This window comes from Lysobacter sp. ISL-50 (assembly GCF_018612875.1).
Classification (GTDB): Bacteria; Pseudomonadota; Gammaproteobacteria; order Xanthomonadales; family Xanthomonadaceae; genus Lysobacter.
The window spans coordinates 32,716-59,174 of sequence record NZ_JAGGRI010000009.1 but is presented as its reverse complement, the minus strand read 5'-3'; the positions used below and the strand labels follow the sequence as shown (position 1 = coordinate 59,174).

At 68.7% G+C, this 26,459-nt stretch carries 21 protein-coding genes and 1 tRNA gene; 12 read left to right on the top strand and 10 right to left on the bottom strand.

What is annotated here, in order from left to right; all coding sequences use genetic code 11:
• Positions 1 to 71 precede the first annotated feature (71 nt).
• The 4 genes from fmt to J7J50_RS06470 all read left to right on the top strand — a co-directional run bounded on the left by fmt (position 72) and on the right by J7J50_RS06470 (position 6,127).
• Positions 72 to 995, top strand: coding sequence for a methionyl-tRNA formyltransferase (gene fmt / locus J7J50_RS06485; RefSeq protein ID WP_215056118.1), 924 nt, complete (start codon positions 72 to 74; stop codon positions 993 to 995).
• A 568-nt stretch (positions 996 to 1,563) separates the two neighbouring features.
• Entirely contained in the window at positions 1,564 to 2,886 is a 1,323-nt protein-coding gene (gene rsmB / locus J7J50_RS06480; RefSeq protein ID WP_251044698.1) for a 16S rRNA (cytosine(967)-C(5))-methyltransferase RsmB, read from the top strand.
• 163 nt (positions 2,887 to 3,049) lie between these two features.
• Positions 3,050 to 4,819, top strand: coding sequence for a glycosyltransferase family 39 protein (locus J7J50_RS06475; protein WP_215056120.1), 1,770 nt, complete (start codon positions 3,050 to 3,052; stop codon positions 4,817 to 4,819).
• Between the two features lie 3 nt (positions 4,820 to 4,822).
• Positions 4,823 to 6,127: an O-antigen ligase family protein gene (locus J7J50_RS06470; RefSeq protein ID WP_215056121.1), complete on the top strand. Its 1,305-nt coding sequence runs from the start codon at positions 4,823 to 4,825 to the stop codon at positions 6,125 to 6,127.
• Between the two features lie 9 nt (positions 6,128 to 6,136).
• Here J7J50_RS06470 and J7J50_RS06465 read toward each other — a convergent pair whose 3' ends face one another.
• A complete protein-coding gene (locus tag J7J50_RS06465; RefSeq protein WP_215056122.1) occupies positions 6,137 to 6,955 on the bottom strand; it encodes a glycosyltransferase family 2 protein in 819 nt (272 codons plus the stop codon).
• A gap of 225 nt (positions 6,956 to 7,180) precedes the next feature.
• On the opposite strand from J7J50_RS06465, the gene J7J50_RS06460 reads away from it, so the two are divergent.
• Positions 7,181 to 8,251: a CDP-glycerol glycerophosphotransferase family protein gene (locus tag J7J50_RS06460; RefSeq protein WP_215056123.1), complete on the top strand. Its 1,071-nt coding sequence runs from the start codon at positions 7,181 to 7,183 to the stop codon at positions 8,249 to 8,251.
• A gap of 19 nt (positions 8,252 to 8,270) precedes the next feature.
• Here J7J50_RS06460 and J7J50_RS06455 read toward each other — a convergent pair whose 3' ends face one another.
• The 4 genes from J7J50_RS06455 to J7J50_RS06440 form a co-directional block, all read right to left on the bottom strand.
• Positions 8,271 to 9,710, bottom strand: a complete 1,440-nt coding sequence (locus tag J7J50_RS06455) for a PH domain-containing protein (RefSeq protein WP_251044700.1) — start codon at positions 9,708 to 9,710, stop codon at positions 8,271 to 8,273.
• 119 nt (positions 9,711 to 9,829) lie between these two features.
• Entirely contained in the window at positions 9,830 to 10,528 is a 699-nt protein-coding gene (locus J7J50_RS06450; RefSeq protein ID WP_215056125.1) for a PH domain-containing protein, read from the bottom strand.
• Entirely contained in the window at positions 10,525 to 12,048 is a 1,524-nt protein-coding gene (locus tag J7J50_RS06445) for a hypothetical protein (RefSeq protein WP_215056126.1), read from the bottom strand. Before J7J50_RS06445 ends, J7J50_RS06450 begins: the two co-directional genes overlap by 4 nt.
• Before the next feature lie 29 nt (positions 12,049 to 12,077).
• A complete protein-coding gene (locus J7J50_RS06440) occupies positions 12,078 to 12,998 on the bottom strand; it encodes a lauroyl acyltransferase (protein WP_215056127.1) in 921 nt (306 codons plus the stop codon).
• A 132-nt stretch (positions 12,999 to 13,130) separates the two neighbouring features.
• On the opposite strand from J7J50_RS06440, the gene dtd reads away from it, so the two are divergent.
• From dtd to J7J50_RS06415, 5 genes are all read left to right on the top strand, one after another.
• The gene (gene dtd, locus J7J50_RS06435; protein ID WP_215056128.1) at positions 13,131 to 13,571 is read left to right on the top strand and encodes a D-aminoacyl-tRNA deacylase; all 441 of its coding nucleotides are present in this window, start codon (positions 13,131 to 13,133) and stop codon (positions 13,569 to 13,571) included.
• A gap of 94 nt (positions 13,572 to 13,665) precedes the next feature.
• Positions 13,666 to 15,531, top strand: a complete 1,866-nt coding sequence (gene rpoD / locus J7J50_RS06430; RefSeq protein ID WP_215056129.1) for an RNA polymerase sigma factor RpoD — start codon at positions 13,666 to 13,668, stop codon at positions 15,529 to 15,531.
• A 198-nt stretch (positions 15,532 to 15,729) separates the two neighbouring features.
• A complete protein-coding gene (locus J7J50_RS06425; RefSeq protein WP_215056130.1) occupies positions 15,730 to 16,245 on the top strand; it encodes a hypothetical protein in 516 nt (171 codons plus the stop codon).
• 120 nt (positions 16,246 to 16,365) lie between these two features.
• The gene (locus J7J50_RS06420; protein WP_215056131.1) at positions 16,366 to 16,839 is read left to right on the top strand and encodes a hypothetical protein; all 474 of its coding nucleotides are present in this window, start codon (positions 16,366 to 16,368) and stop codon (positions 16,837 to 16,839) included.
• Between the two features lie 235 nt (positions 16,840 to 17,074).
• Positions 17,075 to 17,566, top strand: coding sequence for a hypothetical protein (locus tag J7J50_RS06415; protein ID WP_215056132.1), 492 nt, complete (start codon positions 17,075 to 17,077; stop codon positions 17,564 to 17,566).
• Between the two features lie 183 nt (positions 17,567 to 17,749).
• Here the strand turns inward: J7J50_RS06415 and J7J50_RS06410 are convergent, their stop codons facing one another.
• The 5 genes from J7J50_RS06410 to J7J50_RS06390 all read right to left on the bottom strand — a co-directional run bounded on the left by J7J50_RS06410 (position 17,750) and on the right by J7J50_RS06390 (position 22,862).
• Positions 17,750 to 18,115 carry a nuclear transport factor 2 family protein gene (locus tag J7J50_RS06410; RefSeq protein WP_215056133.1) on the bottom strand — a complete coding sequence of 122 codons (366 nt, stop codon included), beginning with the start codon at positions 18,113 to 18,115 and terminating at the stop codon, positions 17,750 to 17,752.
• Between the two features lie 166 nt (positions 18,116 to 18,281).
• Entirely contained in the window at positions 18,282 to 19,499 is a 1,218-nt protein-coding gene (locus J7J50_RS06405) for an AGE family epimerase/isomerase (RefSeq protein ID WP_215056176.1), read from the bottom strand.
• Positions 19,493 to 20,515 carry a carbohydrate kinase gene (locus J7J50_RS06400; RefSeq protein WP_215056134.1) on the bottom strand — a complete coding sequence of 341 codons (1,023 nt, stop codon included), beginning with the start codon at positions 20,513 to 20,515 and terminating at the stop codon, positions 19,493 to 19,495. The genes J7J50_RS06405 and J7J50_RS06400 overlap by 7 nt, the downstream gene beginning before the upstream one ends.
• Positions 20,515 to 21,813: a sugar MFS transporter gene (locus tag J7J50_RS06395; RefSeq protein WP_215056135.1), complete on the bottom strand. Its 1,299-nt coding sequence runs from the start codon at positions 21,811 to 21,813 to the stop codon at positions 20,515 to 20,517. The genes J7J50_RS06400 and J7J50_RS06395 overlap by 1 nt, the downstream gene beginning before the upstream one ends.
• A complete protein-coding gene (locus tag J7J50_RS06390) occupies positions 21,810 to 22,862 on the bottom strand; it encodes a LacI family DNA-binding transcriptional regulator (RefSeq protein WP_215056136.1) in 1,053 nt (350 codons plus the stop codon). The genes J7J50_RS06395 and J7J50_RS06390 overlap by 4 nt, the downstream gene beginning before the upstream one ends.
• Before the next feature lie 264 nt (positions 22,863 to 23,126).
• Between J7J50_RS06390 and J7J50_RS06385 the strand changes: the two genes are divergently transcribed.
• Positions 23,127 to 25,526 carry a GH92 family glycosyl hydrolase gene (locus J7J50_RS06385; protein ID WP_215056137.1) on the top strand — a complete coding sequence of 800 codons (2,400 nt, stop codon included), beginning with the start codon at positions 23,127 to 23,129 and terminating at the stop codon, positions 25,524 to 25,526.
• A 220-nt stretch (positions 25,527 to 25,746) separates the two neighbouring features.
• Positions 25,747 to 25,822: transfer RNA gene (locus tag J7J50_RS06380), tRNA-Ile, on the top strand.
• Positions 25,823 to 26,459 lie beyond the last annotated feature (637 nt).

Below are 26,459 nucleotides of genomic sequence, written 5' to 3'. Positions count from 1 at the left end.
ACGCAAGGCGCTCGCGACCGACGCGGTGATCCGCGCCGATTCCCCATTCCCGATTCCCCATTCCCGAGCTTATGCGCCTAGTTTTCGCCGGTACCCCCGACTTCGCCGTTCCCGCCCTGCGGGCCGCCACGCTCAAGGGCGAGGTGGTCGCCGCCTACACCCAGCCCGACCGTCCGGCCGGGCGCGGGCGCGAGATGTCGATTTCGCCGGTCAAGCGCGAGGCGTTGCTGCGCGGCATTCCGGTGCTGCAGCCGGAGAACTTCAAGGCCGCGGTCTCGCGCGAAGCGCTGCGCGCGCTGCAGCCGGACTTGCTGATCGTGGTCGCCTACGGCCTGATCCTGCCGCAGTCGGTGCTGGATATTCCGACCTACAGCTGCTGGAACCTGCACGCCTCGCTGCTGCCGCGCTGGCGCGGCGCCGCGCCGATCCAGCGCGCGATCGAAGCCGGCGACCGCGAAACCGGGGTGTGCCTGATGCAGATGGAGAAAGGCCTGGACACCGGCCCGGTGCTGCTCGCCCACACCACCGAGATCGGCGACAACGAAACCGGCGGCCAGTTGCACGACCGCCTGGCCGAAATCGGCGCGCAGGTGCTCAACGACGGCCTGGGCCTGCTGCGCGCGGACCTGCGTCTGAACCCGTGGGTCCAGCCCGAAGAGGGCGTGACCTACGCGCACAAGCTCGACAAGGCCGAGGCGCGGCTGGACTGGAATCAGCCCGCCACCGCCTTGGCCAACAAGGTGCGCGCGTTCAATCCCTGGCCGATGGCCGATGCGCTGATCGCCGGCGAGCGCGTGCGCGTGCACGGCGCCATCGCCTTGCCGCTGGAGCACGGCGCCGAACCGGGCACGGTGCTGCTGGCCGGCCGCGAAGGCATCGACATCGCCTGCGGCCGCGGCGCGCTGCGCATCCGCGTGCTGCAGCGCGAAGGCGGCAAGGCGATCACCGCCGCCGATTACTTGAACGGCCGCCGCGATCTCGCGGCGGCGCGCTGACATGAGCGCCGGACGGCAACCGCCGAAAGGTCCGCCGCGCGACGGCGACGCACGGCCGGCACGCGGGCGCGTGCGCGCTCCGGGTTCGCTGGATGCGCCGCGCCCGGCCGCGGCGAAAGCCTCCGGCGAGCGCGCGGCGAAAACCACGGGGCCTGAGCGCCGCGCCGCGCAGCGACCGGCCGCGCAGCGATCCGAATCCGCGCGTAGCGATTCCAGCAAGCCGACCGAGGCCAAGCGCCGGGTGCCCGGCCCGCGCGGGGCGGCGCGCGGCGCATCCGATGGCGCGGATCGCGGCAAACGTTCGGCCGGCGCCAAGCCCGGGTCGGCACGACTGGCCTTCGCCAAGCTCGATTTCGAAAAACGCCGCGCCGACCGCCGCGCCGCCGAGAAACGCGGCGCCGCCGAAACCGCCGACACGGGCAGCGACGCAAGCCACGCGTCCACCGAGCGCGCCGCGCAACCCCACAGCGCGAGCCCGCGTCCGCCGCGATCGCGTCTGGCGTCTTCCGCCGCCGGCGCCCGCGATCCCTACGCGCGCAGCCGCGGCGCCGCGACGCGCCCGCCGCCGTTGTCCGACACCGCCCAGCCCGGCGCACAGTCGCGCGCCATCGCCGCGCGCGTGCTCAACGCGGTGCTGCATCGCGGGCGTTCGCTCAAGGCCGAGCTCGCCGTCGCCCTGCCGGCGCTGGCCGATCCGCGCGACCGCGCCCTGGTCGAGGCGATCTGCTTCGCCGTGCTGCGCCAGCCGCTGCGCTACGAGGCCGCGCTGACGGCGTGGATGCCGCGGCCGCTGAGTTCGCGCGACGGAGAACTGCGCGCGCTGCTCTACACCGGACTGGCCCAGCTCGATCCGCTGCAACTGGCCGCGCACGCCGCGCTGGATGCGACGGTCGAGGCCGCGCGCCTGCTCGGCCATCCGCATCAGGCCGCCCTGGTCAACGCGCTGCTGCGCCGCGCCCAGCGCGACGGCCTGCCGGTCACCGACCCGCGCCATTCGCATTGGCCCAGTTGGCTGCGCGGCATGCTGCGCAAGGACTGGCCGGACCACTACGACGCGATCCTCGCCCACAGCGGCACGCCGCCGCCGATGTGGCTGCGGGTCAATCGCGCCCGCGTCACCCGCGAGGACTATCTGGCCGGCTTGACCCAGGCCGGGATCGAAGCGAGCGCGCCCGTCGATCCGGCCGACGCGCTGCGCCTGGACACGCCGCTGCCGGTGGCGGCCCTGCCGGGCTTCGCCGACGGCGAGGTGTCGGTGCAGGACGTGTCCGCGCAGCGGGTCGCCGACGCGCTGGCGCCGGCGCCGGGCGCGCGCGTGCTCGACGCCTGCGCCGCGCCCGGCGGCAAGAGCGCGCATCTGCTCGAACGCGACCCCAGCCTGCGCCTGACCGCGCTCGACATCGACGCCGCCCGCCTGCACAAGGTGCGCGCGACCCTGCAGCGCGCCGGCTTCGACGGCGCCGATGGCGAGCGCATCGAACTGCGCGCCGCCGACGCCGCCGACCTGGACGCCTGGTGGGACGGCACGCCGTTCGACGCGGTGCTGCTCGACGCGCCGTGCTCGGCCACCGGCATCGTGCGCCGGCAGCCGGACGTGGTGCTGCACCGACGCGAGTCCGACATCGCCACGCTTAGCCTGCTGCAGGCGCGGCTGCTCGATGCGCTGTGGCGCACCGTGGCGCCCGGCGGCGTGCTGCTGTACGCGACATGTTCGATCCTGCGCCAGGAAAACGACGCCCAGGTGCGCGCGTTCGTGCAACGCACCGCCGATGCGCGGGTGGAGCCGCTGGACGCGGGCTACGGCCACGACTGCGAAGTCGGCCGCCAGCGCCTGCCCGGCGAGGACGGCGGCGACGGTTTCTTCTACGCGCGCCTGCGCCGGGCCGGTTAGTCCGCGCCGCTGCGCGTTCGCCCGGCGGGTGCCCGCCGGTGTTTTCGTCATGCCGGCCGGCCTGGAGTCGCGGCCGGCATTAGATGAGCCAAAGGTGAGCGGGCGCCCAGATGCCGGCTTTCCCCTCTCCACCCGGCCCAGGTCGCTGCGTATTATTTCGCGCATGTTCAAGAACGCCCTATCCCGCCACGCATGGCTGTTTTGGATCGTTGCCTGGCTGGTCCTCGGGGCCGGCCTGGGGCTGCGCGATCCGTGGCCGGCCGATGAGCCGCGGTTCGCCCTGGTCGCCAAGCAGATGGTCGAGACCGGGCAATGGCTGTTCCCGCACCGCGGGGTCGAGCTGTACTCGGACAAGCCGCCGTTGTTCATGTGGACCGAGGCGGTGGCCTATCTGTTCACTCGCAACTGGCGCGTGGCCTTCCTGCTGCCGTCGCTGTTCGCCGCGCTGGGCACGCTGTGGTGCGTGGTCGATCTGGGCCGGCGCCTGTGGACGCCGCGGATCGGCTACTACGCCGGCTGGGCGCTGCTGCTGACCCTGCACTTCGCCTATCAGTCGAAGAAGGCGCAGATCGATCCGTCGGTGGTGTTCTGGATCACCTTCGCCAATTACGGACTGCTGCGGCATCTGCTGACCGGGCGGGCGTGGCGCTGGTGGGCGCTGGGCTGGTTCGCCGCCGGCATCGGCGTGATCACCAAGGGCGTGGGCGCGATCGCGCTGTTGATGCTGGTGCCGGTGGCGCTGGCGGCGCTGCTGCGGCCGCTGCGCGCGCGCATGGCCGCCGACGGCCCGGGCGCGCGCGCGCTGGCCTGGGTGCGCATGCCGGTGCGCGCCGGGATCGGCAATCCGCGCTTCTGGCTGGGGCCGCTGGCGTTTTTGCTGGCGATCGCGCTGTGGCTGGCGCCGATGGTGCTGGTGGCGACGCACAGCGCCGATCCGAGCTATCAGGCGTATCTCAACGACATCCTGTTCCGCCAGACCGCCGGGCGCTACGCCAAGTCCTGGGATCATCCGCAGCCGGTCTGGTACCACATCGGGGTGATGTTCTCGATGTGGCTGCCGCTGATGCTGGCGCTGCCGTGGGCGCTGCGCGCCTGGGGCCGGCGCCTGGGCCGGCTGGACGCGCGCTACCTGCTGCCGCTGAGCTGGTGGGTGCTGGTGATCGTGTTCTTCTCGATCCCGCACGGTAAGCGCGACGTCTACATCCTGCCGGCGCTGCCGATGGCCTGCCTGATGTTCGCGCCGCTTCTGCCGGGCATCCTGCGCCGGGCCTGGCCGCGCCGCATCGCGCTGGGCTTCGCGCTGATGCTGACGGTGGCGATGCTCGGCGCCGGCCTGTCGATGTGGTTCGGCGATCCCAAGTTCGAAGGCCGCCTGCTCGACGGGCGCGGCTTCACCGACGGCGGGCGCGCGCTGGAAGCGGCGCTGATCGCGATCGGCGCCTGGGGCGCGGCGAGCCTGCTGTGGTTCGGCTACCGTCGGCCGATCCACGTGCTGGCCTCGACGCTGTGCGGGCTGTGGGTGATGTACGGCCTGCTGATCACGCCGGTGCTCAACGATTCCTCGTCGGCGCGCGGGGTGATGACGCTGACCGCGCAGCGCATCGGGCCCGATGCCGAGCTCGGCCTGGTCGCGTGGAAAGAGCAGAACCTGCTCATGAGTCAGTCCAGGACCACCAACTTCGGTTTCCGCATGGGGTGGGCCCGGCAGCTCGAACTCGGCCTGGCCTGGCAGAAGCAGGCGCCGCAGCGGCGCTGGCTGTTCGTGCAGGAGCCGGCGCTGCCGGCGTGCGTGGACCGCCTGCGCGCGGAGATGATCGGCATGTCCAATCGCCGGATGTGGTGGCTGGTGCCGTATGAAGCACGACAGACCTGTCCGGCCGCGCCGCCGCTCGTGCCGAACGACGACGATCATCAGTACGACGACGCGGACTGATCGGTGACCGAATCCCAAGCAGCGGTGCCCGCGTCCGGTCGTGCCCAGGGCGCCGCGGTCGCGTTCGGCGAACCCTCGCGGCGCCAGCGCTGGTCGCGGCGCACGCTGGAGATCGGCCTGTTCTGCCTGCCGGCGCTGCTGATCTCCACGCCGTGGGGGCTGGGGCCGTTCGCGGCCTTGGCGATCGTGGCGTTCGCGCTGTCGCCGGGGGTGATCGTGCAGGGCTGGCGCGAAGTCGGGCGCGAGCTGCGCTGGCTGATCGCGATGGCCGCGGTCGCCGCGGTGGTGGTGCTGTATTCGAAACTGCATTTCGACGTGCGCTGGCGCGAGGCCGACAACCGCCTGCGCCTGCTCACGCTGCCGTTCTTCGCGCTGATGATCTTCGCCTACCGGCCGTCGCGGCGCTGGCTGTGGGCCGGCGCGCTGGTCGGTCTGGCCGGCGCGTTCGGCGTGGCCCTGTTCCAGGTCGGCACCGGCGTGGATCGCGCGCTGGGCTGGACCGCCAACGCGATCGTGTTCGCCGACGCCTTGATCGCGCTGATCGTGGTGGCGGTGTTCACCCGTCCGTCCGGCGAGCTGCTGTGGACCACGTTGGCCTGCGCGCTGGGCGTCGGCGCGGTGGCGCTCAGCGGCAGCCGCGGTGTGTGGCCGGGGCTGGCGATCGTGCTGGTGGTGGGCCTGATCGTCAGCGGCGGGCGCGCGCGCAAGTTGTCGTGGACGGTGCTGGCGGTGCTGGCGCTGGGACTGACGATCAGCTGGTGGGTCGGCGGGCCGCTGGCGCAACAGATGCGCATGCAGGAACTGGTCTCGGACGTGGACCGGGTCAAGCGCGGCAACGATCACGAATCCTCGCTCGGCGCGCGCATGACCTTGCTGGAGTTGGCGCGCGATACCTTCATCGAGCATCCGCTGACCGGCGTGGGCATCGGCAGTTTCGAGAAAGTGGTGCTGGCCACGCCGCAATGCGCGCCGCCGGCGCCGCGGATCGGTTTCTGCAAACTCGGCCATGCCCACAGCGACGCCTTCGAATGGGCGGCGACCATGGGCCTGCCGGGCCTGATCGCGATCTTCGGCATTTATCTGATCCCGCTGACGCTGTTCGCCCGGCGCCTGCGCGCGCAGGCGGCCGGGCGGTCGCGCAGCACCGCGCTGGCGGGGCTGGTGCTGGTGCTGGTCTACATCGCCTGCGGCCTGACCCAGTCGATGTTCGCCCATCAACTGATCGCCTCGTTCTACGCGGTGATGGTGGGCGTGATGTACGGATTCGCCTTGCGCGAATCGCGCGAGAACGCGGCCGCGCGAACCTGACCGCCGCGCTTATCCCGCCGTCGTATCGTCGTCGCGTTTGGGTGTGGTCACCGGCTGCCCGTGCTGCAGCATCCACAGCATGATGGTCTTCTGCCGCACGTAGTTGGCGCGCACATAGGCATAGATCAGGCCGTGCCAGCCGTCGAGAAAGCCGCCGCGCAGCACATAGCCGCGCCAGAACCGCCAGGCCGGCGCCAGCACCAGCTTGGCCAGCGTCGCGCGCTTGCCGCGCGCGTGATCGTGCTCGGCCATCATGCGCGCGTAGCGCTCGGTCTTGGCCAGTTGCTGTTCCAGGGAGCGATACGGGTAGTGGATCAGGTCGCCGCCCAGGGTGACGACCGCGCCGTCGACGCTGGCGGCCTCGTGCACTTCGCGCTTGCCGCGCCAGCCGCCGCGGCGGCGGTCGAACAGGCGCAGCACGCGGTCGGGATAGGCGTTGCCGTGGCGCAGAAAGCGGCCGAAGTAATCCGACAGCCGGGCGAAACGATAGCCGGCCGCGTCGGCGAAGCCGCGATCGCGCGCGGCCAGGATCGACGCGCGCATCGCATCGCTGACGCGTTCGTCGGCGTCCAGGCACAGCACCCAGTCGTGCGCGGCCTGTTCGATCGCGTACTGCTTCTGGCTGCGAAAGCCGTCGAATCGCCGCTGCAGCACATGCGCGCCGGCGGCGTGGGCGATGGCGACGGTGGCGTCGGAGGAATTGGAATCCACCACCACGATTTCGTCGCAGAACGCCAGCGAACTCAGGCAGTCGCCGATCCGGTCGGCCTCGTTGAAGGCGATGATGCAGGCCGATACGCGCACGCGCGCGGGCTCGGTGGCATCCATGGCGGGGCGGGGCGTGTCGATGGCGGCGATCCGGCAGGGCGGGGGGCTTGGCAAGGATAGCGCCGGGTTTGGGGAGTGAGGGGGAGGAATGAGTGCAGAGGAGTGAGGAGTGAGTAAAGGCCGGAGCCTCGAGCTTTGCTTTTACTCACTCCTCACTCCTCTGCACTCGTTCCTACGCCCTTCTACCCGATAATCCCGCGCGCCCCCCACCCAACCGGCCTACCCATGTCCGACTACCTGCTTTTCGCGACCGAACGCTACGCGCTGCCGATCCTGCAGCCGCTGGCGCAGGCGCTGCACGCGGCCGGACACGTCGCCCACGCCTGGTTCGCCGACGGCGCCGCGGCCTCGCAACTGGCCGCGCCGGTGCGCATGCTCGAACCGGGCAAGGCCGGTCTGCGCGCCGCGGTCGCGTTGAAGCCGCGCGCGGTATTCAGCGCCGCCAACTGGGTGCCGCCGTTCGTGGCCGGGGCCAAGGTGCAGTTGTTCCATGGCTTCAACGTCGAAAAACGCGAGGACGCGCGCGGCCATTTCCGCGTGCGCGGCCTGTTCGATCTGTATTGCACGCAAGGCCCGGCCACCACCGCGCCGTTCCGCGCCCTGGCCGCGCAGGCCGGGCATTTCGCCGTGGTCGAAACCGGCTGGCCCAAGCTCGATCCCCTGTTCCGCGACGACGACGGAGGCTCGGCGCGCTGGCGCCGCCTGGCCGGGCGCCGGCCGGTGGTGTTGTTCGCTTCGACCTTCACCGAGCGGCTGAGCGCCGCGCCGCATCTGTTCGAGGCGATCCAGGCCCAGGTCGCCGAGGGCGAGCGCTACTGGCTGTTGACCCTGCATCCCAAGTGCGCGCCGGAGTGGTTCGATCGCTACCGCGCCTTGTCCGGGCCGAACGCGACCTTCGTGGAAACCGAGGACCTGATCGCGGCGCAGCGCGCGGCCGACGTGCTGGTGGCCGATACCACCTCGGTGGTGTCCGAGTTCGTGGTCCAGCGCAAACCGGTGGTCACCTTCCGCAATCGCGCGCCCAAGCCGCACATGCTCGATTTCGACGATCCGGCCCGGCTCGGCGAGCAGCTCGAACACGCCTTCATGCCGAGCCCGGAACTGCAGGCGGCGATCGACGCCTACGCCGACGCCATCCATCCGTATCGCGACGGGCGCTCGTCGGAGCGGGTGATCGCGGCGACCGAGGACTTGCTCGCCGGCAAGCTCGGCGCCTTGCGCGCCAAGCCGCTGTCGTCGTGGCTGCGCGCGCTGCAGATCCGGCGCGAGCTGGGCTATTGGGGATGGGGCGGCTGAGCGCGGCGCGAGACCGCGGTCACCAGCGCAGCGGCCGCTTCGCCAGCGATGCCGACAATCGTTCGTAGATCCGCCGCGCTTCGTCGTCCGGCAGAAAGCGGATGCGCAGCGCCGGGCCCATCGCGGTGGCGCCGGCGGTGTCCAGCCACAGGGTCGCGGTGCCGCAGCGCAGGTCGATCGGCGAGCGGGTGATCTGCAGGGCCTGCAGTTTGTCGAGTTCGGCGAAGCGCCAGTAGCGATGCCACCAGCCCTCGCGCACCGCGATCAGTTCGCCGTTGAGCGCGTAGCCGATCCGGCGCGCGCGCCGCTGCGCCTTGAACGCCGCCCACGGCAGCCACAGCAAGGCGAGCAGGCACCCGCCGCCGACCTGCCAGTACAGCGCGAACGTCGCCAACACAGTCCACGGCACATCGGGCAGGAACATCCGCCACCACACCGCCTTGGGCAGCGGCCGCCATTGCAGCGCGTCCCAGCCCGCGCGCGGCAGCAGGTGGGCGACCAGTGCGGCACAGGCGGCGGGTGTGGCGATCGGCGCCAGCTCCTTGAGCGCGCGCCCTTCTTCGTGCCCGTCCGCGCCGACCGTGTCCACCGCCAGCCGGCGGCGTTTGACCAGCCGGTGCAGCAGGCCTTCCTCCAGTGTCCAGGCCTGGATGCGCCGGCGCGGCACGGTGGTGCGCCAGCGTCCGAGCAGGCCGCGCTCGGCGGTGAGCCGGCGGCCTTGTTCGCTGAGTTCGAAACCGTAGTAACGCAGCAGCGCCAGGGTCACCGACAGCAGCTTCAGCGCGGCGGCGACGAAGGCGATCGCGCCCGCCGCCAGCAGCACGTAGCCGAGCGCGTCGAGTTGATAGCCGCCGAGCTGGCCGAGCAGCCAGTTGGCGCCGCGGCGCAGCACGCGTTCGGGAATGCGGCCGTTGAAATCCGGCAGCATCTGCATCGCCGCGGCCAGGCCGGCGCCGGCCAGCACCAGGCCGCCGTTGGAGACCAGTCCCAGCCGCAGCACTTCCAGCGGCGACAGCCGCAGCAGCGTGTCCACGCGTTCTTCCGCCGCGTCGGCGGGGCTGTCGCCGCGCCGGCGCACCAGCGTTTCCAGCGCCATCGCGTCGGCCAGCTTGAGCACGCGCATCTGCGCTTCGTGTTCCTTGCTGCCGGCCGATTCCAACCGCACCTCGGCCACGCCGAACAGCCGGTGCAGCACGGTCTGATGCACGGCGACGTTCTGGATGCGCACGAACGGAATCACCCGCAGGTTGCGGGTGAACAAGCCGCTGCGCACCACCAGCCCGCTGGCGCCGACGCCGTAGCGATAGGTCGCGTACCGCCACAACGCGGCCAGCACCAGCAGCGCCACGCCGACCAGCGACCACAGCTCGTTGCGGTCGCCGCGGCCGACGAACACCAGCACCAGCAAGGGCACGATGTATTGCTTGAGGTGCTGGATCAGCACGAACAGCCACGACATCGGATGCAGGCGGCGGTCGGCTACCGGTTCGGACGCGCGCCGGTTCGCGTGCGCGCCCGCGGCGGCGACCGGCGGGCGTTGCGGATCGGCGGACGGGCGATCGAGCTCGGACGCGCTCATCAGGCCTCGTCGTCCTCGTGATCGAGCTGGCGGCCCAGGCGTTCGCGCAGGCGTTGGGCGTCGTCGGCGTCGAGGTGATCGATCGCCACCGCGCTGTGGCGGGTGCCGGCGGTGTGCACCACCAGCGTCGCCAGCCCGCGCATGCGCTGCAGCGGGCCGTGCTTGAGGTCCAGGTGCTGCACGCGCGTCAGCGGCACCAGCGTCTCGCGCCGCCAGGCCACGCCGCGGCGCACCGCGAAGCCGTGTTCGTCCAGGCGCCACAAGGTGTTGCGATAGCGGCGGAAGCCGATCCACATGCCGATGCCGGCGCCGAACAGCGCGCCGGTCAGGCCGCTGGCCAGGGCGACGAACTTGCCGATCACCAGCACGCCCAGCACGGTGCCGGCGATGCCGGCCACCAGCGCCAGCGCCAGGCTGATGTCGATCGTGCACAGCGGGATCGCGCGCGCCGGCAGGCGTTGCCAGTCGCTGTTGGGTGACGCGGCGGCGGCCGGCGCGGCATCGCCCGGCTCGCGCTCAGGCGCGTGCTGATCGCCCGACGGCTGCGCGCCGGCGTTCGCATGCGGCGGCGGCCGCGCTTCGACGCCGGCGCTGTCCGCGGCTGCATCGGCGTCGTCGCGAGGCGATGCGGTGGCGTCCGCCGTGGCCGGCGCCGGTACTGCGTGGGTGTCGTCGCGTTGCGGCGGAACAGGTGTCATCGCTCGACCGTGAAAGAGGTTTCCTGGTCAGTGTAGTCGCGTCTTTGCTGATAAAGGCTCAGGCGCGCGTGGATGCGTTCGCGATCGCGCGCGTCGATGTCCGGCTCCAGCCGCTTGATCGCCAGTTGCTGGAAACGCACGGCCTGGGCGAAGTCGCCGTTGGCGGCGTAGACGGCGGCTACCGTGTCCAGGTTGCCGCTGCTGAGCTTGGCGCGCTGCTTGATCATCGGCCGGGCCAGCGCCAGGGCTTGTTTCGGATCGCGCTGACTCGGCTCGGCGCAGGTCGCCAGCACCCAGACCCGATCGTTGCGGGCGAACTCCAGCCCCGCCTCTTCGGCCTTGCGCCGCCAGTCGGCGGACTCGGTGCAGTTGCGCGCCAGTCCGGCCGCGCCGTCCTGCAGCAACTGCGCATAGATCGTCATCGACCACACGTCGCCGGCATCGGCGCCGCTGCGGATGTACGGCAGCGCGCGCCGCAGCGTCGCCGCCGGCACGCTCGAAAACGATTGGTCGGGGCCGGTGTCGAGCATGGTCTGGGCCAGGGCCACCGAGGCATCGACATGGCCGGCGTCGCTGGCGCGCTGCATCATCGCCAGGCCGCGTTCCTGGTCCGGCGCGATCTTGCGCTCGGCATCGCCGGCGTACAGCGCATGGCCGTAGATGAACTGCGCCAGCGGCTCGCCGTCCTCGGCCTTGTGCGCGAGCGCGGCCAGCACCGTCTCGCGGATGGCGGCGTAGTCCGGCCACTGGCCGTCCAAGCGGCCGCGCGCGGCGGCATCGTCGCGCAAGGGTTGTTTCAGCGTGTCCAGCGGCGCGGCGGCGTACTGCGCGCCGAACGAGGTGCCGAGCAGGAACTGCATCATCCCGGTCTCGCCGCCGGCTTGTTCCGACAGCAGGTTCATCAGCTCGGACAACTGCTCGGCGTTGCGTTCCGGGCGGACTTTCCAGCGCCCGTCCTCGCGCGCGAACTCCGGGCCGAAGGCGTAGCGCTTGTCGGTCTGCGGCTTGATTTCGCCGAGCGCGCGGTCGCGGTCGATCATCGCCACGTGGCTCAGCATCGGATAGACGCCGCCGCTGGGCGACAGCGTCATCGGCGCATCGCACAGGTGCAGGCCGATGCATTCGCGATAGGTGCGGCGGCCGTCCCAGGCCGCCAGCGCGTCGGCGTCGTGGCGCGCGCGCAGACCGTAGACGGTCAGGCGGTCGGCCGCGGGCAAACGCTGCAGTTGTTCGGGCGAGGCGTACAGCGCGGCATCGCGCAGGAAGGCGTAGTGGCGCACGGTGGATTCGGCGATCGCGTCGGCGGCGGCCGGGTCGTGGCGTTCCATCTGGCCGGCGTAGCGGGTCCAGACGCCGGCGATCGCATTGACCGCGGACTGCTCCTCGGCCGAAGCGGTGGCGCCGACCGGTTCGGCGGCGGCGGCCGGCGGCGAGGGCAGGCCCAGCAGGGCCGCGGACAGGCCGGCGGCGAGCAGAAAGGGGCGGATCAGTCGTGCGGAAGTGGGCCGGTGCGATCGCATGTGCATCCTTGTCGAAGCCGGCGGGCGCCCTATCCGCTCCGATAAGGATTGTCTTCGCCGTTGCCGGAAGGACGCAGCGTATAGCGTTTGTAGGTCCACTGGTATTGCGCCGGATCACGCCGCGCGATGCGCTCGACCGCGGCGTTGAGCACGTCGCAGGCGTGCTGCGGATCGGTATCGGCGATGCCTTCGGGCGCGGCCTCGATGCGCAGCGCGAAGCCGGGATTGTCCGTGTGGGTGTCGATGCGTTCGCAGTAGGCGAACAGCACCGTCGCGCCGGTGCGTTCGGCGAGGCGGCCGAGCAGGGTCATGGTCAGCGCCGGCACGGCGAAGAACGGCGCGAACTCGCCGTCGCCGGCCTTGGGCTGTTGGTCGGGCAGGATGCCGACCACGCCGCCGGCGCTCAGGCGCTTCCACAGCTGGCGCACCGCGGCGCCTTCGGCGCGCACCTGGGTCACGCGTTGCGCGTCGGTATCGGCGCGGACCAGGTTCAGGAAGGCTTCGCCCACCGCCGATTCCGGCGGCCGGTACAGGATCGCCAGCGGTGTGCGCCAGGCCAGCCACTGGTTCAGCAGTTCCCAGTTGCCGTAGTGCGGCGCGGCCACGATCAGGCCCTTGCCCGAGGCCAGGGCCGCGTCGAACAGCTCGGTGCCGTGCTGCTCGCGCAGCAGACGCAGATTTTCCGCATGCGGCCGGGTCCACAGGCGCAGGGTCTCCACCGCCTGCCGGGCGGTGGTGCGCATGATCGCGCGCTGCCACTGCTCGCGTTCGGCCGCCAGCAGCTCGGGATAGGCCAGCGCCAGATTGACCCGGACCACCCGGCTTTCGCGCGCGTCGCGGCGCTGCCACAGGGCGGCGATGGCGTCCCCCAGCCGCATCTGCCAGGACCAGGGCAGGCGGCCGATCAGACCGGCGAAAAAGTACAGCAGGCGGGCGGCGAATCGGGTCATGCCGCGAGTGTAGCCGCTGCGGTTTGCGCGCCCGCGCCGCCGCTTGAACCGGTTCGCTGACGGTAGAGCGCAGAAGCCGGCGCGATGCAGGCTTTACAATGACGTTCCCCGACACATCGCGATCGCCGCCGCATGCTCAGCCTCATCCAGCGCGTGACCCAGGCCCGCGTGGTGGTCGAAGGCGAAACCGTCGGCGCGATTGGCCCGGGCCTGTTGGCCCTGGTCGGGGTTGAACCGGGCGACGGTGAACCCCAGATCACGCGCATGGCCGAACGGCTGCTCGGATACCGTGTATTTGCCGATGAGGCCGGACGCATGAACCGGGCCCTGGCCGATACCGGCGGGGGGCTGTTGTTGGTCAGCCAGTTCACCCTGGCCGCCGACACCAGCAGCGGGATGCGTCCGGGCTTCAGCACGGCCGCCGCCCCGGGGCTGGCTGAACCGATATTCAACCGTTTAGTCGAAACCTGCCGGCAACGTCACCCCGCGGGGGTGGAAACCGGCCGGTTCGGCGCCCATATGGTCGTCAGCCTGGTCAACGACGGCCCGGTCACCTTTCTCCTCCGGTCCTGATCCGACCGCTGCCCCGCCGCGTAGTCCCGGTCGGGCCGCCCGGACCTGCTATACTGGAGCGTTCCCTACCCTCAATAGCGCGGTGGCGCAGCCCATGGCCAACGAACGTCAGCCCCCTCCGTCCGATATCAAGCTCCTGATCAGCAAGGGCCTGGAGCAGGGCTATTTGACCTATGCCGAGGTCAACGATCACCTGCCCGACGATCTCGTCGACGCGGAGCAGATCGAAGACATCATCGGCATGATCAACGGCATGGGCATCGAGGTGCACGAAGTTGCCCCCGATGCCGAAACGCTGCTGCTCGCCGACGGCAATACCGGTAACCGCGAAGTCGATGACACCGCCGCTGAAGAAGCGGCGGCGGCGTTGACCGCACTCGACGGCGAAGGCGGCCGAACCACCGACCCGGTGCGCATGTACATGCGCGAAATGGGCACGGTGGAGCTGCTGACCCGCGAAGGCGAAATCGCCATCGCCAAGCGCATCGAAGAAGGCCTCAACCAGGTCCAGGCTTCGCTCGCGCTGTTCCCGTCCACCATCCAGCTGATCCTGGAAGACTACGAAACCCACAAGGCCGGCAAGAAGCGCCTGGCCGAGATCGTGGTCGGCTTCAACGATCACCTCGACGAAGAACCCGAACCGCCGGCGCCGCCGGTGGTGGTGGCCGACGTCGATGCCGACGCGGACGACGACGAAGAAGTCGAAGCCGCCGGCGACGACGCCGAGACGGAAGAAACCACCTCGGGCCCGGACCCGGTCGAAGTGGCTTCGCGCATGGAAACCATCGCCGACCTGCACGGCAAGTTCCTCAAGGCCGGCGCCAAGAACGGTGCCGGGCACAAGACCGTCACCAAGCTGCGCGAAGAGATCGCCGCGGTGTTCGTCACCCTGAAGCTGCCGCTCGCCCTGACCGACAGCCTGGTGCGCAACCTGCGCGAAGTGGTCGGCTCGATCAAGGACCACGAGCGCAAGATCCTGGATCTGGCCACCCGCGTCGCCAAGATGCCGCGCAAGGACTTCATCCGCGCCTGGGAAGGCAACCAGACCAATCTGGAATGGGTGGACGAGCTCCTCAAGCGCAAGCAGAAGTGGTCCTCGGGCCTGCGCGACGTCAAGGATCAGATCATCGCCGAACAGCAGGCGACGATCGAAATCGAACAAGCCTCGCTGCTGACCTTGAACGACATCAAGGAAATCAGCCGCGCGATGGCCTACGGCGAAGCCAAGGCGCGCAAGGCCAAGAAGGAAATGGTCGAGGCCAACCTGCGTCTGGTGATCTCGATCGCGAAGAAGTACACCAACCGCGGCCTGCAGTTCCTCGACCTCATCCAGGAAGGCAACATCGGCCTGATGAAGGCGGTGGACAAGTTCGAATTCCGTCGCGGCTTCAAGTTCTCCACCTACGCCACCTGGTGGATCCGTCAGGCCATCACCCGTTCGATCGCCGATCAGGCCCGCACCATCCGTATCCCGGTGCACATGATCGAGACGATCAACAAGCTCAACCGCATCTCGCGCCAGATGCTCCAGCAGTACGGCCGCGAGGCCACGCCGGAAGAGCTTGCGAAAGAAATGGACATGCCCGAGGACAAGATCCGCAAGGTCATGAAGATCGCCAAGGAGCCCATCTCGATGGAAACTCCGATCGGCGACGACGAAGACTCGCACCTGGGCGACTTCATCGAGGACACCAACGTGGAGTCCCCGGTCGAAGCCACCACCAACATCAACCTCTCCGAGACGGTCCGCGACGTGCTCGCCGGCCTGACCCCGCGCGAGGCCAAGGTGTTGCGCATGCGTTTCGGCATCGACATGAATACCGACCACACCCTCGAGGAAGTCGGCAAGCAGTTCGACGTGACCCGCGAGCGTATCCGTCAGATCGAAGCCAAGGCGCTGCGCAAGCTGCGTCATCCGAGCCGCTCGGAACAACTGCGCAGCTTCCTCGATATCGATTGATCCCGCGCGGATAAGCAACAAGCAACAGGCCCCGGAAACGGGGCCTGTTTCGTTTTGGGCGCGCGCCGCCGGAGCGTCGCGTCCCGGCGCTGCCGCGCGTGGGCGGATGCGAGCCGGTCGCCGCCGCGCTAATCTGCTTGCGCGACGCTTGGCGCTCGACCGGCCGTTGCGGCCGGCGATTCTTCAGGAGAAACGCGAATGGACGCCGCTATTCCTCATCGATCCCCCGTCGCCGCCCTCGCCGAGCGGCTGTTCGGCGCGGGCCGGCCGTTGTTCGGCCTGATCGCCATCGGCACCGCTGGCCTGTTCGCGGGGCTGATGGCCAGCGGGCTGATGATCGCGTGCAACTACGCGGCCTTGGGGCGTCGCCGCGCGGCATGGTTGACCGGTGTCGCGTCCGTGCTGGTGATCGCGCCCGGCAGTTTCCTGATCCTGACCATGCTGCTTGTGCTGAACATGTCGTATTTCGGCGGCGATATCGCATGGGTCATGGCCGTTGCGTTGATCGCGCAGCCGTTGATCGCGCTGGCCTGGGCGGCGACGGCGCAAGGCCGTTCGATGAAGGCGCTTGCCTCGGCCGGATATCCCACGCGCCCGGGCTGGCACGCCGCGGCGATGGTGTTGGCGGCATGGCTGTTGTGGGCGCTGGGCTATGTCGTGCTTCGGTTTGGGCTCGATCAGCTGGTTTTTTCCCGCGCTCATAAATGGGCTTGACGTTGCGGAAGCTGGCGACAGCCATGCCCGGCCCGAAGACGCCCGCCGGGCCGACGCGTTAATCTGGACGCGGCTATCTGCCTCGCGCATCGGCGCGAGGTTCTTCTGGAGAAGACACGAATGGACTCAAACAACCCCTACGAAGCCCCCGCCGCCGCCGTGGTGGACGTGGCAGCCGATACCGGCCGTCCCTTGTTCCGCACCAGCGGAATCTATGTCGCGACCTTCCTGGGGTCGGTCCTCGCCGGCGGCTGGGTGCTGGCGATGAATCACGCCGCATTGGGCCAGTTCGATCTGGCGCGCAAGGCGCGCTGGTCCGGGCTGGCGGGCATGATCGTCGTGGTGGTGCTGTCGATGCTGCTGCCCGAGCAGGTGCCCGGCATCGTGTATCTGATTCCGCAAATGCTCGCGGTCGGTTACTGGATGAAGCACACCCAGGGCGATGCGATCGCCGCGCGGGTCTCGGCCGGATTGCCGATGCGTTCCAACTGGGCCGCCGCCGGTGTCGGTGCGCTGGCCGCGCTGGCGCTGTTGACGGTACTGGTGGGCTTGGTCGCCATCGCTATCTACGGATTCGGTTTCGAACTGAGCTGAGTCGGGTCGGTCGCGGAGCCGCGATCAATCGATCTGCTACGTCGAGTCGCACCGCTGCGTCGAAGGCGCGCAGGTGGAACAGGTTCTGCCTCGGGCCAGTTTCGTTTTGCCGGGACGGGTATGCTCGGTGGAGGCAAGCGGTTGCGCATTTCCCCGCGGCGCCCATCGCGTGGCAGTCACGCGTATACGCCGCGCATGCGCAACCCTCGCGTTCGATGGCTGACGGAGATGGCGAATGGATGCACCCAGTCCCTATCGGGCGCCGGACGGAAAAGACGGCGCGACCCCGCCCAGCCGACCCTTGTTCGGCCTGATCGCCATCGCCGTGGCCAGCATGATCGGCAGCGTATTGGCCGGCGTCTGGCTGATGTCGATGAACTACGTGGCGCTGGGACGGCGCGGCACGGCCTGGGTGTTGCGGCTGGTAGTCGTGCCGGTGCTGGCGTTCGCCGCGATCAGCGCGCTCGGCTACGTGTTCAACGCGCAGGGCGCGCAGCGGATCACCGTGGCGCTGAGCTATCTGGTGTTGCTGCCGGCGGCCGCGTACCTGTTCGCCGATTGGGCGCAAGGCGGCGCGATCCGTGCGCAGGCGGCCGCGGGCAGACCTGCGCGGCCGCTGTGGCACGCGGTGCTGGTCGCGCTGGCGTTCGTGCTGTTCGCGGTCATGTTTCCGTTGATCCTGATGCTGATGTTCACCGTGATCGGCTTGGTCGAATCATCGGCATGAGCCGGCCGCTTTTCGTGCAACCGTCGGTTGAGGCCATTGGCCGCGCCGATCACGTCGTCGGATAATGTCGCGTCCGTATCGAGATGGTGCATTGAGCTAGGCCGGCGTGACCTGGATGCGCTGATCGATGCAGGCCACGGGACCAACGAAGCGATCCCGCGGCCCGGCCTTGGGTCGATCGACTCAACCGTAGAAGAACTGCTCGTGCACGATCTTGCCGTCGCGCACCTGATACACCGCGACTTCGGCCATCGGCATGCGGCCCATGCTCTTGTAGGTCGCGTCGATGCTCATCGCGAGGCTGAACCAGTTGCCGCCGACGACCGGATCGCTGCACCAGCTGTCGTGCACTTCGACCACGTCGTCCTGGAACACGCGGCCCTTGGCCAGGATCGCGTCGCGGCCTTTGACATTACCCAGGGGGCCGTCCTGGCGACCGGGGATCTCGACGCTGGAGGCGTCTTCCGCGTAAAGCTCGCGGGTGATCTGTTCGTGCTTGCCTTCGCGACACAAGGCGACGTAACGATCGGCGATCTGCTGAATGTCCATGCCCACGCTCCGGTGAAAGGAGCGGGCAGGATAGGCCTGGGTACGTTAGCGCGCCGCGTACGGGCGTCAGCGGAGCGGCATGACGGGCATCATGCCGCGACCGGCGGCGGATGAATGCGGCGTCGCGCCGCCGGTCGGGAGCGCCGGCAACGGCGACGCGGGCGAATCAGTCCGCCCGCAACAGGCGCATCACCTCAAAGCACGCGCCCATGGTGTGGTAATCGGTCTTGCCGGCCGGGCTCTTCTCGTCGTCGTACTTGCGGTTCTGGCGGTCGAGGATGCGATACCACGCGCCGTAGCGATGATCGACCATGTGCTGCCACGCATACGCCCACAGCTTGTCGTACCACTGCCAGTACAGGTTGTCGCCGGTGCGCGCGCCCAGCAGCGCCGCGGTCGCCAGCGATTCGGCCTGGACCCAGAAGTATTTGTCGTCGTCGCAGACCGAGCCGTCCGGCGCGAAGCCGTAGACCAGCCCGCCGAATTCGTCGTCCCACGAACGCGCGATGGCGACGTCGAACAAATGCCGCGCCGTCGGCACCAGCCATGCCGGCGCGCCGCCGCGCGCGCTCAGGTGGCGATCGAGGATCAGCAGCAGCTTCGCCCATTCGGTCTGATGGCCGGGCTGGAAACCCCAGGGACGGAACAGGTGCTTGGGATCGTCGCGGTGATAATCCCAGTCGATGTTCCAGTCGCGATCGTAGTGTTCCCACACCAGGCCGTCGGCCTTCGCCGCCTGACGCTGGGTCATGTTCTGCGCCAGGGTCAGCGCGCGGTCCAGATAGCGCGCCTGTCCGGAAGCTTCGAACGCCGCCAGCATCGCCTCGCACATGTGCATGTTGGCGTTCTGGCCGCGGTAATCGGTGAAGTTCCAGTCGGCGTCGGCTTCGTCGCGGTACAGGCCGTGCTGCGGTTCCCAGAAGCGCGCTTCCAGCAACTCCCAGGTTTCGTCCATCCACGCCGCCGCTTCATCGATGCCGGCCTTGAGCGCGGTCGAATAAGCCAGCAGCACGAACGCGCCGCCGTAGCAGTGGTTCATGCGGTCTTCCGGCGCGCCGTCGCGGATCGTCCAGGCGTAACCGCCGGTCTGCGCGTTGCGGTGTTTTTCGCGCAGATAACGCAGGCCGTGGCGGGCGCGTTCGCGGTAGTCGTCGCGGCCGAATTCGATCGCCGCCATCGCGTAGTTGAAGACGAAGCGCGTGCTGCTGACGAGGTGTCGGTGCGAGGCCTCGTACACCGTGCCGTCGTCGCGGAAGTAATGGAAGAAGCCGCCTTCCGGATCGAGCGCGACCGGATCGTAGAACGCCATCGTGTCCTGGACGTGCGCGCGCAACACCTTCGCGTCGCGGAAATCGGGCAGCGGGTGCAGCGGAAGATTCATGATTGTTCCTGCATCAGTCGTTCGACATCGGCCGCGCTGGGCATCGCCGCGAACGCGCCGTGGCGGGTCGTGGCGAGCGCGCCGGCCGCGGCGGCATAGCGCAGCGCGTCGACGAAGTCGTCTTCGCGCTGCAGGAAATCGGCGAAATTGGCTGCGCTCACGCCCAGGCTGGCCAGACGCTGCAACAGGCCGCCGACGAAGGCGTCGCCGGCGCCGGTGGTGTCGCTGGGCGCGACCCGGAAGGTCGCCGCTTCGCCGCGGCGGGTGCGGGTGAACCAGCGGATCGGGGTGGCGCCGTCGGTGATCAGCACGCAGGTCGCGTAGCCGTGCCACAGCCGCTGCAGCGCGGCTTCTTCGCCGCCCAGGTGACGGGCGAGGAATTCGAACTCGCTGCCGCACAGCTTGATCAGGTCGGCTTCCAGCAACGCCGCCAGCAATCGCGGCGCGGGGTCCACGTCGGCCGGCCACAGAGACGGCCGCAGATTCATGTCCATGCTCACCAGCGCGCCGGCCATGCGTGCGCGGCGCATGCCCGCCAGCGTGGTCGCGGCGATCGCTTCCTCGGTCAGGCTGTTGGAACACACATGGAACACGCCGGCGCCGTTGAAGCTGTCGGCGCGGAAATCCGAATCGCGGAACAGCAGATCGGCGGCGGGCGGGCGATAGAAACTGAAACTGCGTTCGCCGTCGCCGTCGAGCGAAACGAAGGCCAGCGCGGTCTTGGCTTCGTGGGTGCGCAGGATATGTCGCGTGTCCACGCCGTAGCGGTCGAACTGCTCGGCGAGGAAATCGCCGAACATGTCCTGGCCCAGCATGCCCAGGAAGCGTGCGTTGCCGCCCAGGCGCGCGGCGGCGACGGCGACATTGGCCGGCGCGCCGCCGGCGTATTCGACGAAATGACGCGGCTCGCCCGCGGCGGTGGCCGGGCGCGCCAGAAAATCGATCAACGCCTCGCCGAAGCAGACGATGGCGGCGTGAGTGTGGGCGGCGGCGGGAGCGGCCGGCGGTGCAGCGGACATCAATGCGTCACTCCTGAAGCTTGCGTGCTGGTGTGCTGTCCTTGTCCGGCGCGGATGCGCGAACCGCTCAGGCCGTACCAGACGATGAAGACGTAACACACCAGCGGAATCACGAACGAGTGCTGCACGCCGATGACGTCCGACAGCGCGCCCTGCGCCAGCGGAATCACCGCGCCGCCGACGATGCCCATGATCAGCAGGCTGGAGGCCTTGCTGGTCATCGGGCCCAGGCGCTCGATGGCGATGGTGAAGATGGTCGGGAACATGATCGAGTTGAACAGGCCGATCGACAGCACCGCGTACATCGCGATCGAACCCTTCGTGGACATCGTCACCGCCAGCAGCGCGATCACCGCGACCGCGAACAGGGCCAGCAGCTTGCGCGCATCGGCGACGCGCAACAGCGCCGCGCCGATGAAGCGGCCGACCATCGCGCCGCCCCAGTAATACGCCAGGTACTTGCTGGCGATGGCGTGATCGAGGTTGCCGATTTCGGGCGCGGAGATGTAGTTGATCAGGAAGCTGCCGATCGAAACCTCGGCGCCGACGTAGACGAAGATCGCGATCACCCCGAAGAACAGATGCTTCTGGCTCAGCACCTCGGTGAAGCTGTGGTGCACCGGGTCGGCGCTCTCGGTGGCTTCGACCAGCGACGGGATGCGCATGGTGTAGACGAACACCGCGAGCAGCAGCAGGCAGCCGGCGATGATCATGTACGGCATCTGCACCGACGCGGCTTCGTGCGCGCGGTAGGCGATCTGTTCGGCGACCGGCTTGGCCGCCAGTTCGTCCAGGGTGAGCACGGCGCCGGACAGGATCAGCGGGCCGATCACGTACGGGAACACCGTGGTGCCCAGCGAATTCAGCGCCTGCGCCAGGTTCAGGCGGCTCGGCGCGCCGGCCGGGTCGCCGAGCAGGCTGATGTAGGGATTGGCCGAGACCTGCAGCAGGGTGATGCCGCTGGCGAGCACGAACAGCGCGCCCAGGAACAGCGGATACGAGGGAATGCGCGCGGCCGGAAAGAACATCGCCGCGCCGATGGCGGCGACGATCAGACCGATCACGATGCTGTTCTTGTAGCCGAACTTCGCCACCACCTTGCTGGCCGGCAGCGACATCAGGAAGTAGGCGCCGAAGAAGGTCGATTGGATCAGCATCGACTGCGCGTAGTTCATCTGGAACACGGCTTTGAGATGCGGGATCAGCACGTCGTTGAGACTGGTCAGCCCGCCCCAGGTGAAGAAGATGATGGTCACCACCGCGAGCGCGGCGGTGTAGGACATGTCGCGACGACTCATGCGGACTCTCCGGGCGGCGGAACAAGCACCTCGCTGCTGCTGCGTGCCTGCAGCCGGACGGGGGCAACGGTGTGGGCGTGCGGCAGCTCGGGTTCGCGCAGGCGCTTGAGGATCAACTCGGCGGCCTGGCGGCCGCGCGCGCGCGGATCGACCGCGATCGTGGTCAACGTCGGCGACGCGACGGAGGCTTCGGGAATGTCATCGAATCCGACCACGGCGAAATCGCCGCCAGCGCGGCGTCCGCGCGCGACCAAGCCGGCCATCAACCCAAGCGCGACCGCGTCGTTGTAGCAAACCGCCGCGGTCGGCGCCGGATCGCGCACGAACAGCGCGCCGGTCTGTTGCGCCGCTTCCAGGCGGGTGGGCGCGCATTCGACCAGCCACTGCGGCTCGGGCTCGACGCCGGCTTCGGCCAGCGCTTCGCGATAGCCCTGGCGGCGTTGCCGGCACGAGGACGAATCGCGATGGCCGCCGAAGAAGGCGATGCGGCGATGGCCGCGATCGAGCAGGTGCCGCGTCGCCAGACGCGCGCCGTGGGTGTTGTCCAGGGCGAGGAAGTCCCACGCGGTGCCGTCGAGTTCGCGGTTGAACACCAGCACCGGCGTGCGTTCGCCGATCTGCTGACGCACCCGCGCGCCGTCGCTGCCTTCGGCCGGCGACAGGATGATGCCGGCCGGATCGTGCTCCATCAGCGAGGTCAGCACCGCCTGCTGGCGTTCGACCGACTCGTTGGTGCTGCCGAGCAGAGTGACGAAGCCGGCCGTGGCCAGCCATTCGTCCACGCCGGCGGCGAATTCGGCGAAGAACGGGTTGGACAGGTCGTTGATCACCAGGGCCACGCCGGTGGACACCTTGCGGCGCAGATTGGCGGCGCCTCGGTGATAGACGTAGCCTTGGCGCTTGAGCTCGGCTTCGACCCGGGCGCGGGTGTCGGCGTGGACCAGCGGGCTGCCGCGCAGCACCAGCGAAACCGTCGCGCGCGACAGGCCGCAGGCCCGGGCGATATCGGCCAGGGTGACCCGGCCTCGGGGGGCGGGCGCGTCGTTCATCAATGACACCTCGCAAACAATGGACGGTCGGGACGCATGGCAGGGCGTGGTCGCGTGCTTTTGGATCGTTCTAAATGCCGTCATCCTGCGGCTTAGGCCCCGTCCCTGCATTCTGCAATGCAGCATGAACGCGGCCGGGGCCCGTGTTAGCTTGCCCGTATTTAGAACGATCTAAAAGTGTCGGCCCGCCCAAAACCCAGCGACGGCTGGCCGCTGCCCCTGTTCCCAGCCTTCCCCCGCTTTGTATCAGACGGAGTGCCCTGGATGACCCGGCCGACCCAGCCTTCTATCGCCCCCGACGGCCCGCGCGCGGCGCCCGGCCGACCCTGGTTGTGCCGGATCGGTGCCCTGGCGCTCGGCGCCTGCGTCTGGAGCGCCGTCGCCGCCCCCGCCGGCGACGCCGGCCGGCGCGCCTTCGAAGCGGTCGATCCTTTCATCGGCACCGGCGGCGAAGGCCACACCTTCCCCGGCGCGACCGTGCCCTTCGGCATGATCCAGCTCAGCCCCGACACCGAGATCAAGCCGCGCAAGGACGCCTACGGCTGGGCCGCGGGCTATCGCTACAGCGACAGCAGCATCGTTGGCTTCTCGCACACGCACTTCTCCGGCACCGGCCATTCCGACCTGGGCGACGTGCTGCTGATGCCGATCGCCGGTGAGGTCAAGCTCGAACGCGGCGATTCCAAGGTCGCGCGCAGCGGCTACCGTTCCAGCTTCCGCCACGACGACGAAGTGGCGCAGCCCGGCTATTACGCGGTCACCCTGGACGACTACAAGATCCGCGCCGAACTCACCGCCAGCGAGCGCGTCGGCGTGCATCGCTATCGCTACCCGCAAGGGCAGGCCGCGCATGTGCTGATCGACCTGCGCACGAGCATGTACGACTACCCCGGCAAAGTGCTGTGGTCGCGCCTGCGTCTGCGCGCCGACGGCACCGTCACCGGTTTCCGCGAAACCCGCGGCTGGGCGCCGGGCCGGCAGCTGTATTTCGCGATGCGTTTCTCGCGTCCGGTCAGCGGCCACAGCTTCAACGACACTGAAGCCGATGTCGTCTACAAAGGCTTTCCGCCGCCGGGCGAAAAAGACCCGACCCGGCGCGCGCAGATCGAAGGCCGGCAGATCGTCGGCAGCTTCGATTTCAAGCAGGCCGAAGGCCGGGATTTGATCGTCAAAGTGGCGATTTCGCCGGTCAGCGAAGACAGCGCCATCGCCAATCTGGATGCCGAAGTGCCCGGTTTCGATTTCGACGGCGTGCGCGCCCAGGCGCGCGAGACCTGGTCGCAGGCCTTGTCCGCGATCGACGCCGACGCGCCCGAACCGATGCGCAAGAGCTTCTACACCGCGCTGTATCACACGCTGATGGGCCCGAGTCTGTTCATGGACAGCGACGGCCGTTACCGCGGCCCGGACAACGCCGTGCACGAGGCGAAGGGCTTTCGCTATCACTCCACGTTCTCGCTGTGGGACACCTATCGCGCGCTGCATCCGCTGCTGACCCTGGTGCAGCCGGAGCAACGCAACAACGACTTCGTCAATTCGCTGCTGGCCTCTCGCCGCGACAGCCCCTACGGCATCCTGCCGGTGTGGGCCTTCCACGGCCAGGAAACCTGGTGCATGGTCGGCTACCACGCTGTGCCGGTCATCGCCGACGCCTACATGAAAGGCATCCGCGGCTACGACACGAAGGAAGCGCTCGACGCCATGGTCGCCAGCGCCAGCTACGGCCCGTACGACGGCATCGCCCAGTACATGGAACTGGGCTACGTGCCGATCGACGAAGAAGGCGAGGCCGCGTCGAAGACCTTGGAATACGCCTTCGACGACTGGACGATTTCGCGCGTGGCCGCCGACATGGGCCGCAAGGACATCGCGGCGACGTTCGAAAAGCGCGCCGGCAACTGGAAACACGCCTTCGACGCGAAGACCGGCTTCATGCGCGCGCGCAAGCGCGACGGCAGCTTCCGCGAACCCTTCGACCCCACCGTCAGCGGCTACGGCAGCGATTACACCGAAGGCAACGCCTGGCAATACTCGTGGTACGTGCCGCAGGACGTCGCCGGCCTGACCCGCTCGCTCGGCGGCGACGCCAAGTTGGTGGACAAGCTCGACCAAGTGTTCGACGCCAAGGTCGATCCGAAAATTTTCGAGCACATGGAAGACATCACCGGCCTGATCGGCTGGTACGCCCACGGCAACGAACCCAGCCATCACGTCGCCTATCTGTACGGCTACGCCGGCCAGCCCTGGCGCACCCAGGAACGGCTGAAGCAGATCATGGCGACCCAATACGCCCCGCGCCCCGACGGCCTGGCCGGCAACGACGACCTCGGCCAGATGTCGGCCTGGTACGTATTCACCGCCCTGGGCTTCTACCCGGTGGCCCCGGCCAGCAACGAATACGCCATCGGCCGCCCGTTCCTGCCGCGCGCGACGCTCAACCTGCCCAACGGCAAGCGCTTCAGCGTGATCGCCGAGGGTCTGGACGAAGCGCACACCTATATCGGATCGGCGACGCTCAACGGCCAGCCCTTGAATCGCAGCTTCCTGCGGCACGAGGAAATCGTCGCCGGTGGCGAGTTGCGCTTCACCATGCAGGCGCAGTCGAACAAGCAGTGGGCCAGCGATCCCAAGCTGCGGCCGTATTCGATGAGCGCGGGGCGGTGAGGGTGGGGTGGTAGGGAATCTCGATGAGCGCGGATCGTTGAGTTGAACGATGTAGAGCCGGGTGGTTGCGGTCTTGTCCGGCTGGTCTTTCATTCGGCACGGGCGCGCAAGTGCGTAGATTCGCCGCAGGCCAAGTTCGGGGGCTCGCCCCCGGACTTCGCGTATGCGCGGCTTGCGGCTTACGCCCGCCCCTCGCAACGATTAGAATCTGCGCTCGCGCGGGCCTATAGCTCAACGGTTAGAGCAGAGGACTCATAATCCTTTGGTTCCAGGTTCGAATCCTGGTGGGCCCACCACTGCCTCGCGAACAAACCCGCGCCTCTCCTCTCCACGCCTCACGAAAACGCCCTGTTTTCGGCCTTTTCGGCGACGGCCTTTGGTTTCGCCAAATTCGACGCGCGCGATTTCTGGCGAAAATTTCGCCGAAATTTCTCCGTTTTCTCCGCACCTTTGGACCGCGAACCAAAGGTGCCATTTTTCTGGGTCTTACGAATCAATGGGTTAGCTTTGGACTTATCACGCAAGTTTTTTCGCCATCAACCTGCCAGCCAGAACACTCAACTCGAAACCACGGCCCGAGAGTGTTGAGGCTGAGCGCCGCAGCAGTCGTTTAAAAACTCAATTATTGGTCGGAGGTTCGAATCCCTCTTGGCGAGCCCGCGGCTACGGTTTTCAAACTAGTCTCTTCACGCCTGGGAACAAGCCGGCACACAAACGCACATCCCGTCCATGAGGAGGTTGCCTGTCGCCGACGCAGCCTCTTCCTAAGATCATAACGATGCTTACCGGGCCTCGATCTTCGCTGTATTAACAATCGCTTCCCGTGAGCGGACCGCATGTCCGGCGACTGCAAATGGTTCTGAGCTCCATTGTCAATGCGACTACTACGCCATGTGGACCCGAATGTGCCCTGATCGTGTGGAGCGTGTGGAG

Bases quoted from the DNA above. Each gene is read 5' to 3' on its own strand.
- J7J50_RS06445 (WP_215056126.1), bottom strand. From the start codon at position 12,048: ATGCGATCGCACCGGCCCACTTCCGCACGACTGATCCGCCCCTTTCTG.
- J7J50_RS06425 (WP_215056130.1), top strand. From the start codon at position 15,730: ATGGACGCCGCTATTCCTCATCGATCCCCCGTCGCCGCCCTCGCCGAG.
- J7J50_RS06440 (WP_215056127.1), bottom strand. From the start codon at position 12,998: ATGACCCGATTCGCCGCCCGCCTGCTGTACTTTTTCGCCGGTCTGATC.
- J7J50_RS06395 (WP_215056135.1), bottom strand. From the start codon at position 21,813: ATGAGTCGTCGCGACATGTCCTACACCGCCGCGCTCGCGGTGGTGACC.
- J7J50_RS06475 (WP_215056120.1), top strand. From the start codon at position 3,050: ATGTTCAAGAACGCCCTATCCCGCCACGCATGGCTGTTTTGGATCGTT.
- dtd (WP_215056128.1), top strand. From the start codon at position 13,131: ATGCTCAGCCTCATCCAGCGCGTGACCCAGGCCCGCGTGGTGGTCGAA.
- J7J50_RS06415 (WP_215056132.1), top strand. From the start codon at position 17,075: ATGGATGCACCCAGTCCCTATCGGGCGCCGGACGGAAAAGACGGCGCG.
- J7J50_RS06420 (WP_215056131.1), top strand. From the start codon at position 16,366: ATGGACTCAAACAACCCCTACGAAGCCCCCGCCGCCGCCGTGGTGGAC.
- J7J50_RS06455 (WP_251044700.1), bottom strand. From the start codon at position 9,710: ATGTCGTGGCTGTTCGTGCTGATCCAGCACCTCAAGCAATACATCGTG.
- J7J50_RS06390 (WP_215056136.1), bottom strand. From the start codon at position 22,862: ATGAACGACGCGCCCGCCCCCCGAGGCCGGGTCACCCTGGCCGATATC.
- J7J50_RS06460 (WP_215056123.1), top strand. From the start codon at position 7,181: ATGTCCGACTACCTGCTTTTCGCGACCGAACGCTACGCGCTGCCGATC.
- rpoD (WP_215056129.1), top strand. From the start codon at position 13,666: ATGGCCAACGAACGTCAGCCCCCTCCGTCCGATATCAAGCTCCTGATC.
- J7J50_RS06400 (WP_215056134.1), bottom strand. From the start codon at position 20,515: ATGTCCGCTGCACCGCCGGCCGCTCCCGCCGCCGCCCACACTCACGCC.
- J7J50_RS06465 (WP_215056122.1), bottom strand. From the start codon at position 6,955: ATGGATGCCACCGAGCCCGCGCGCGTGCGCGTATCGGCCTGCATCATC.
- J7J50_RS06450 (WP_215056125.1), bottom strand. From the start codon at position 10,528: ATGACACCTGTTCCGCCGCAACGCGACGACACCCACGCAGTACCGGCG.
- fmt (WP_215056118.1), top strand. From the start codon at position 72: ATGCGCCTAGTTTTCGCCGGTACCCCCGACTTCGCCGTTCCCGCCCTG.
- J7J50_RS06385 (WP_215056137.1), top strand. From the start codon at position 23,127: ATGACCCGGCCGACCCAGCCTTCTATCGCCCCCGACGGCCCGCGCGCG.
- J7J50_RS06410 (WP_215056133.1), bottom strand. From the start codon at position 18,115: ATGGACATTCAGCAGATCGCCGATCGTTACGTCGCCTTGTGTCGCGAA.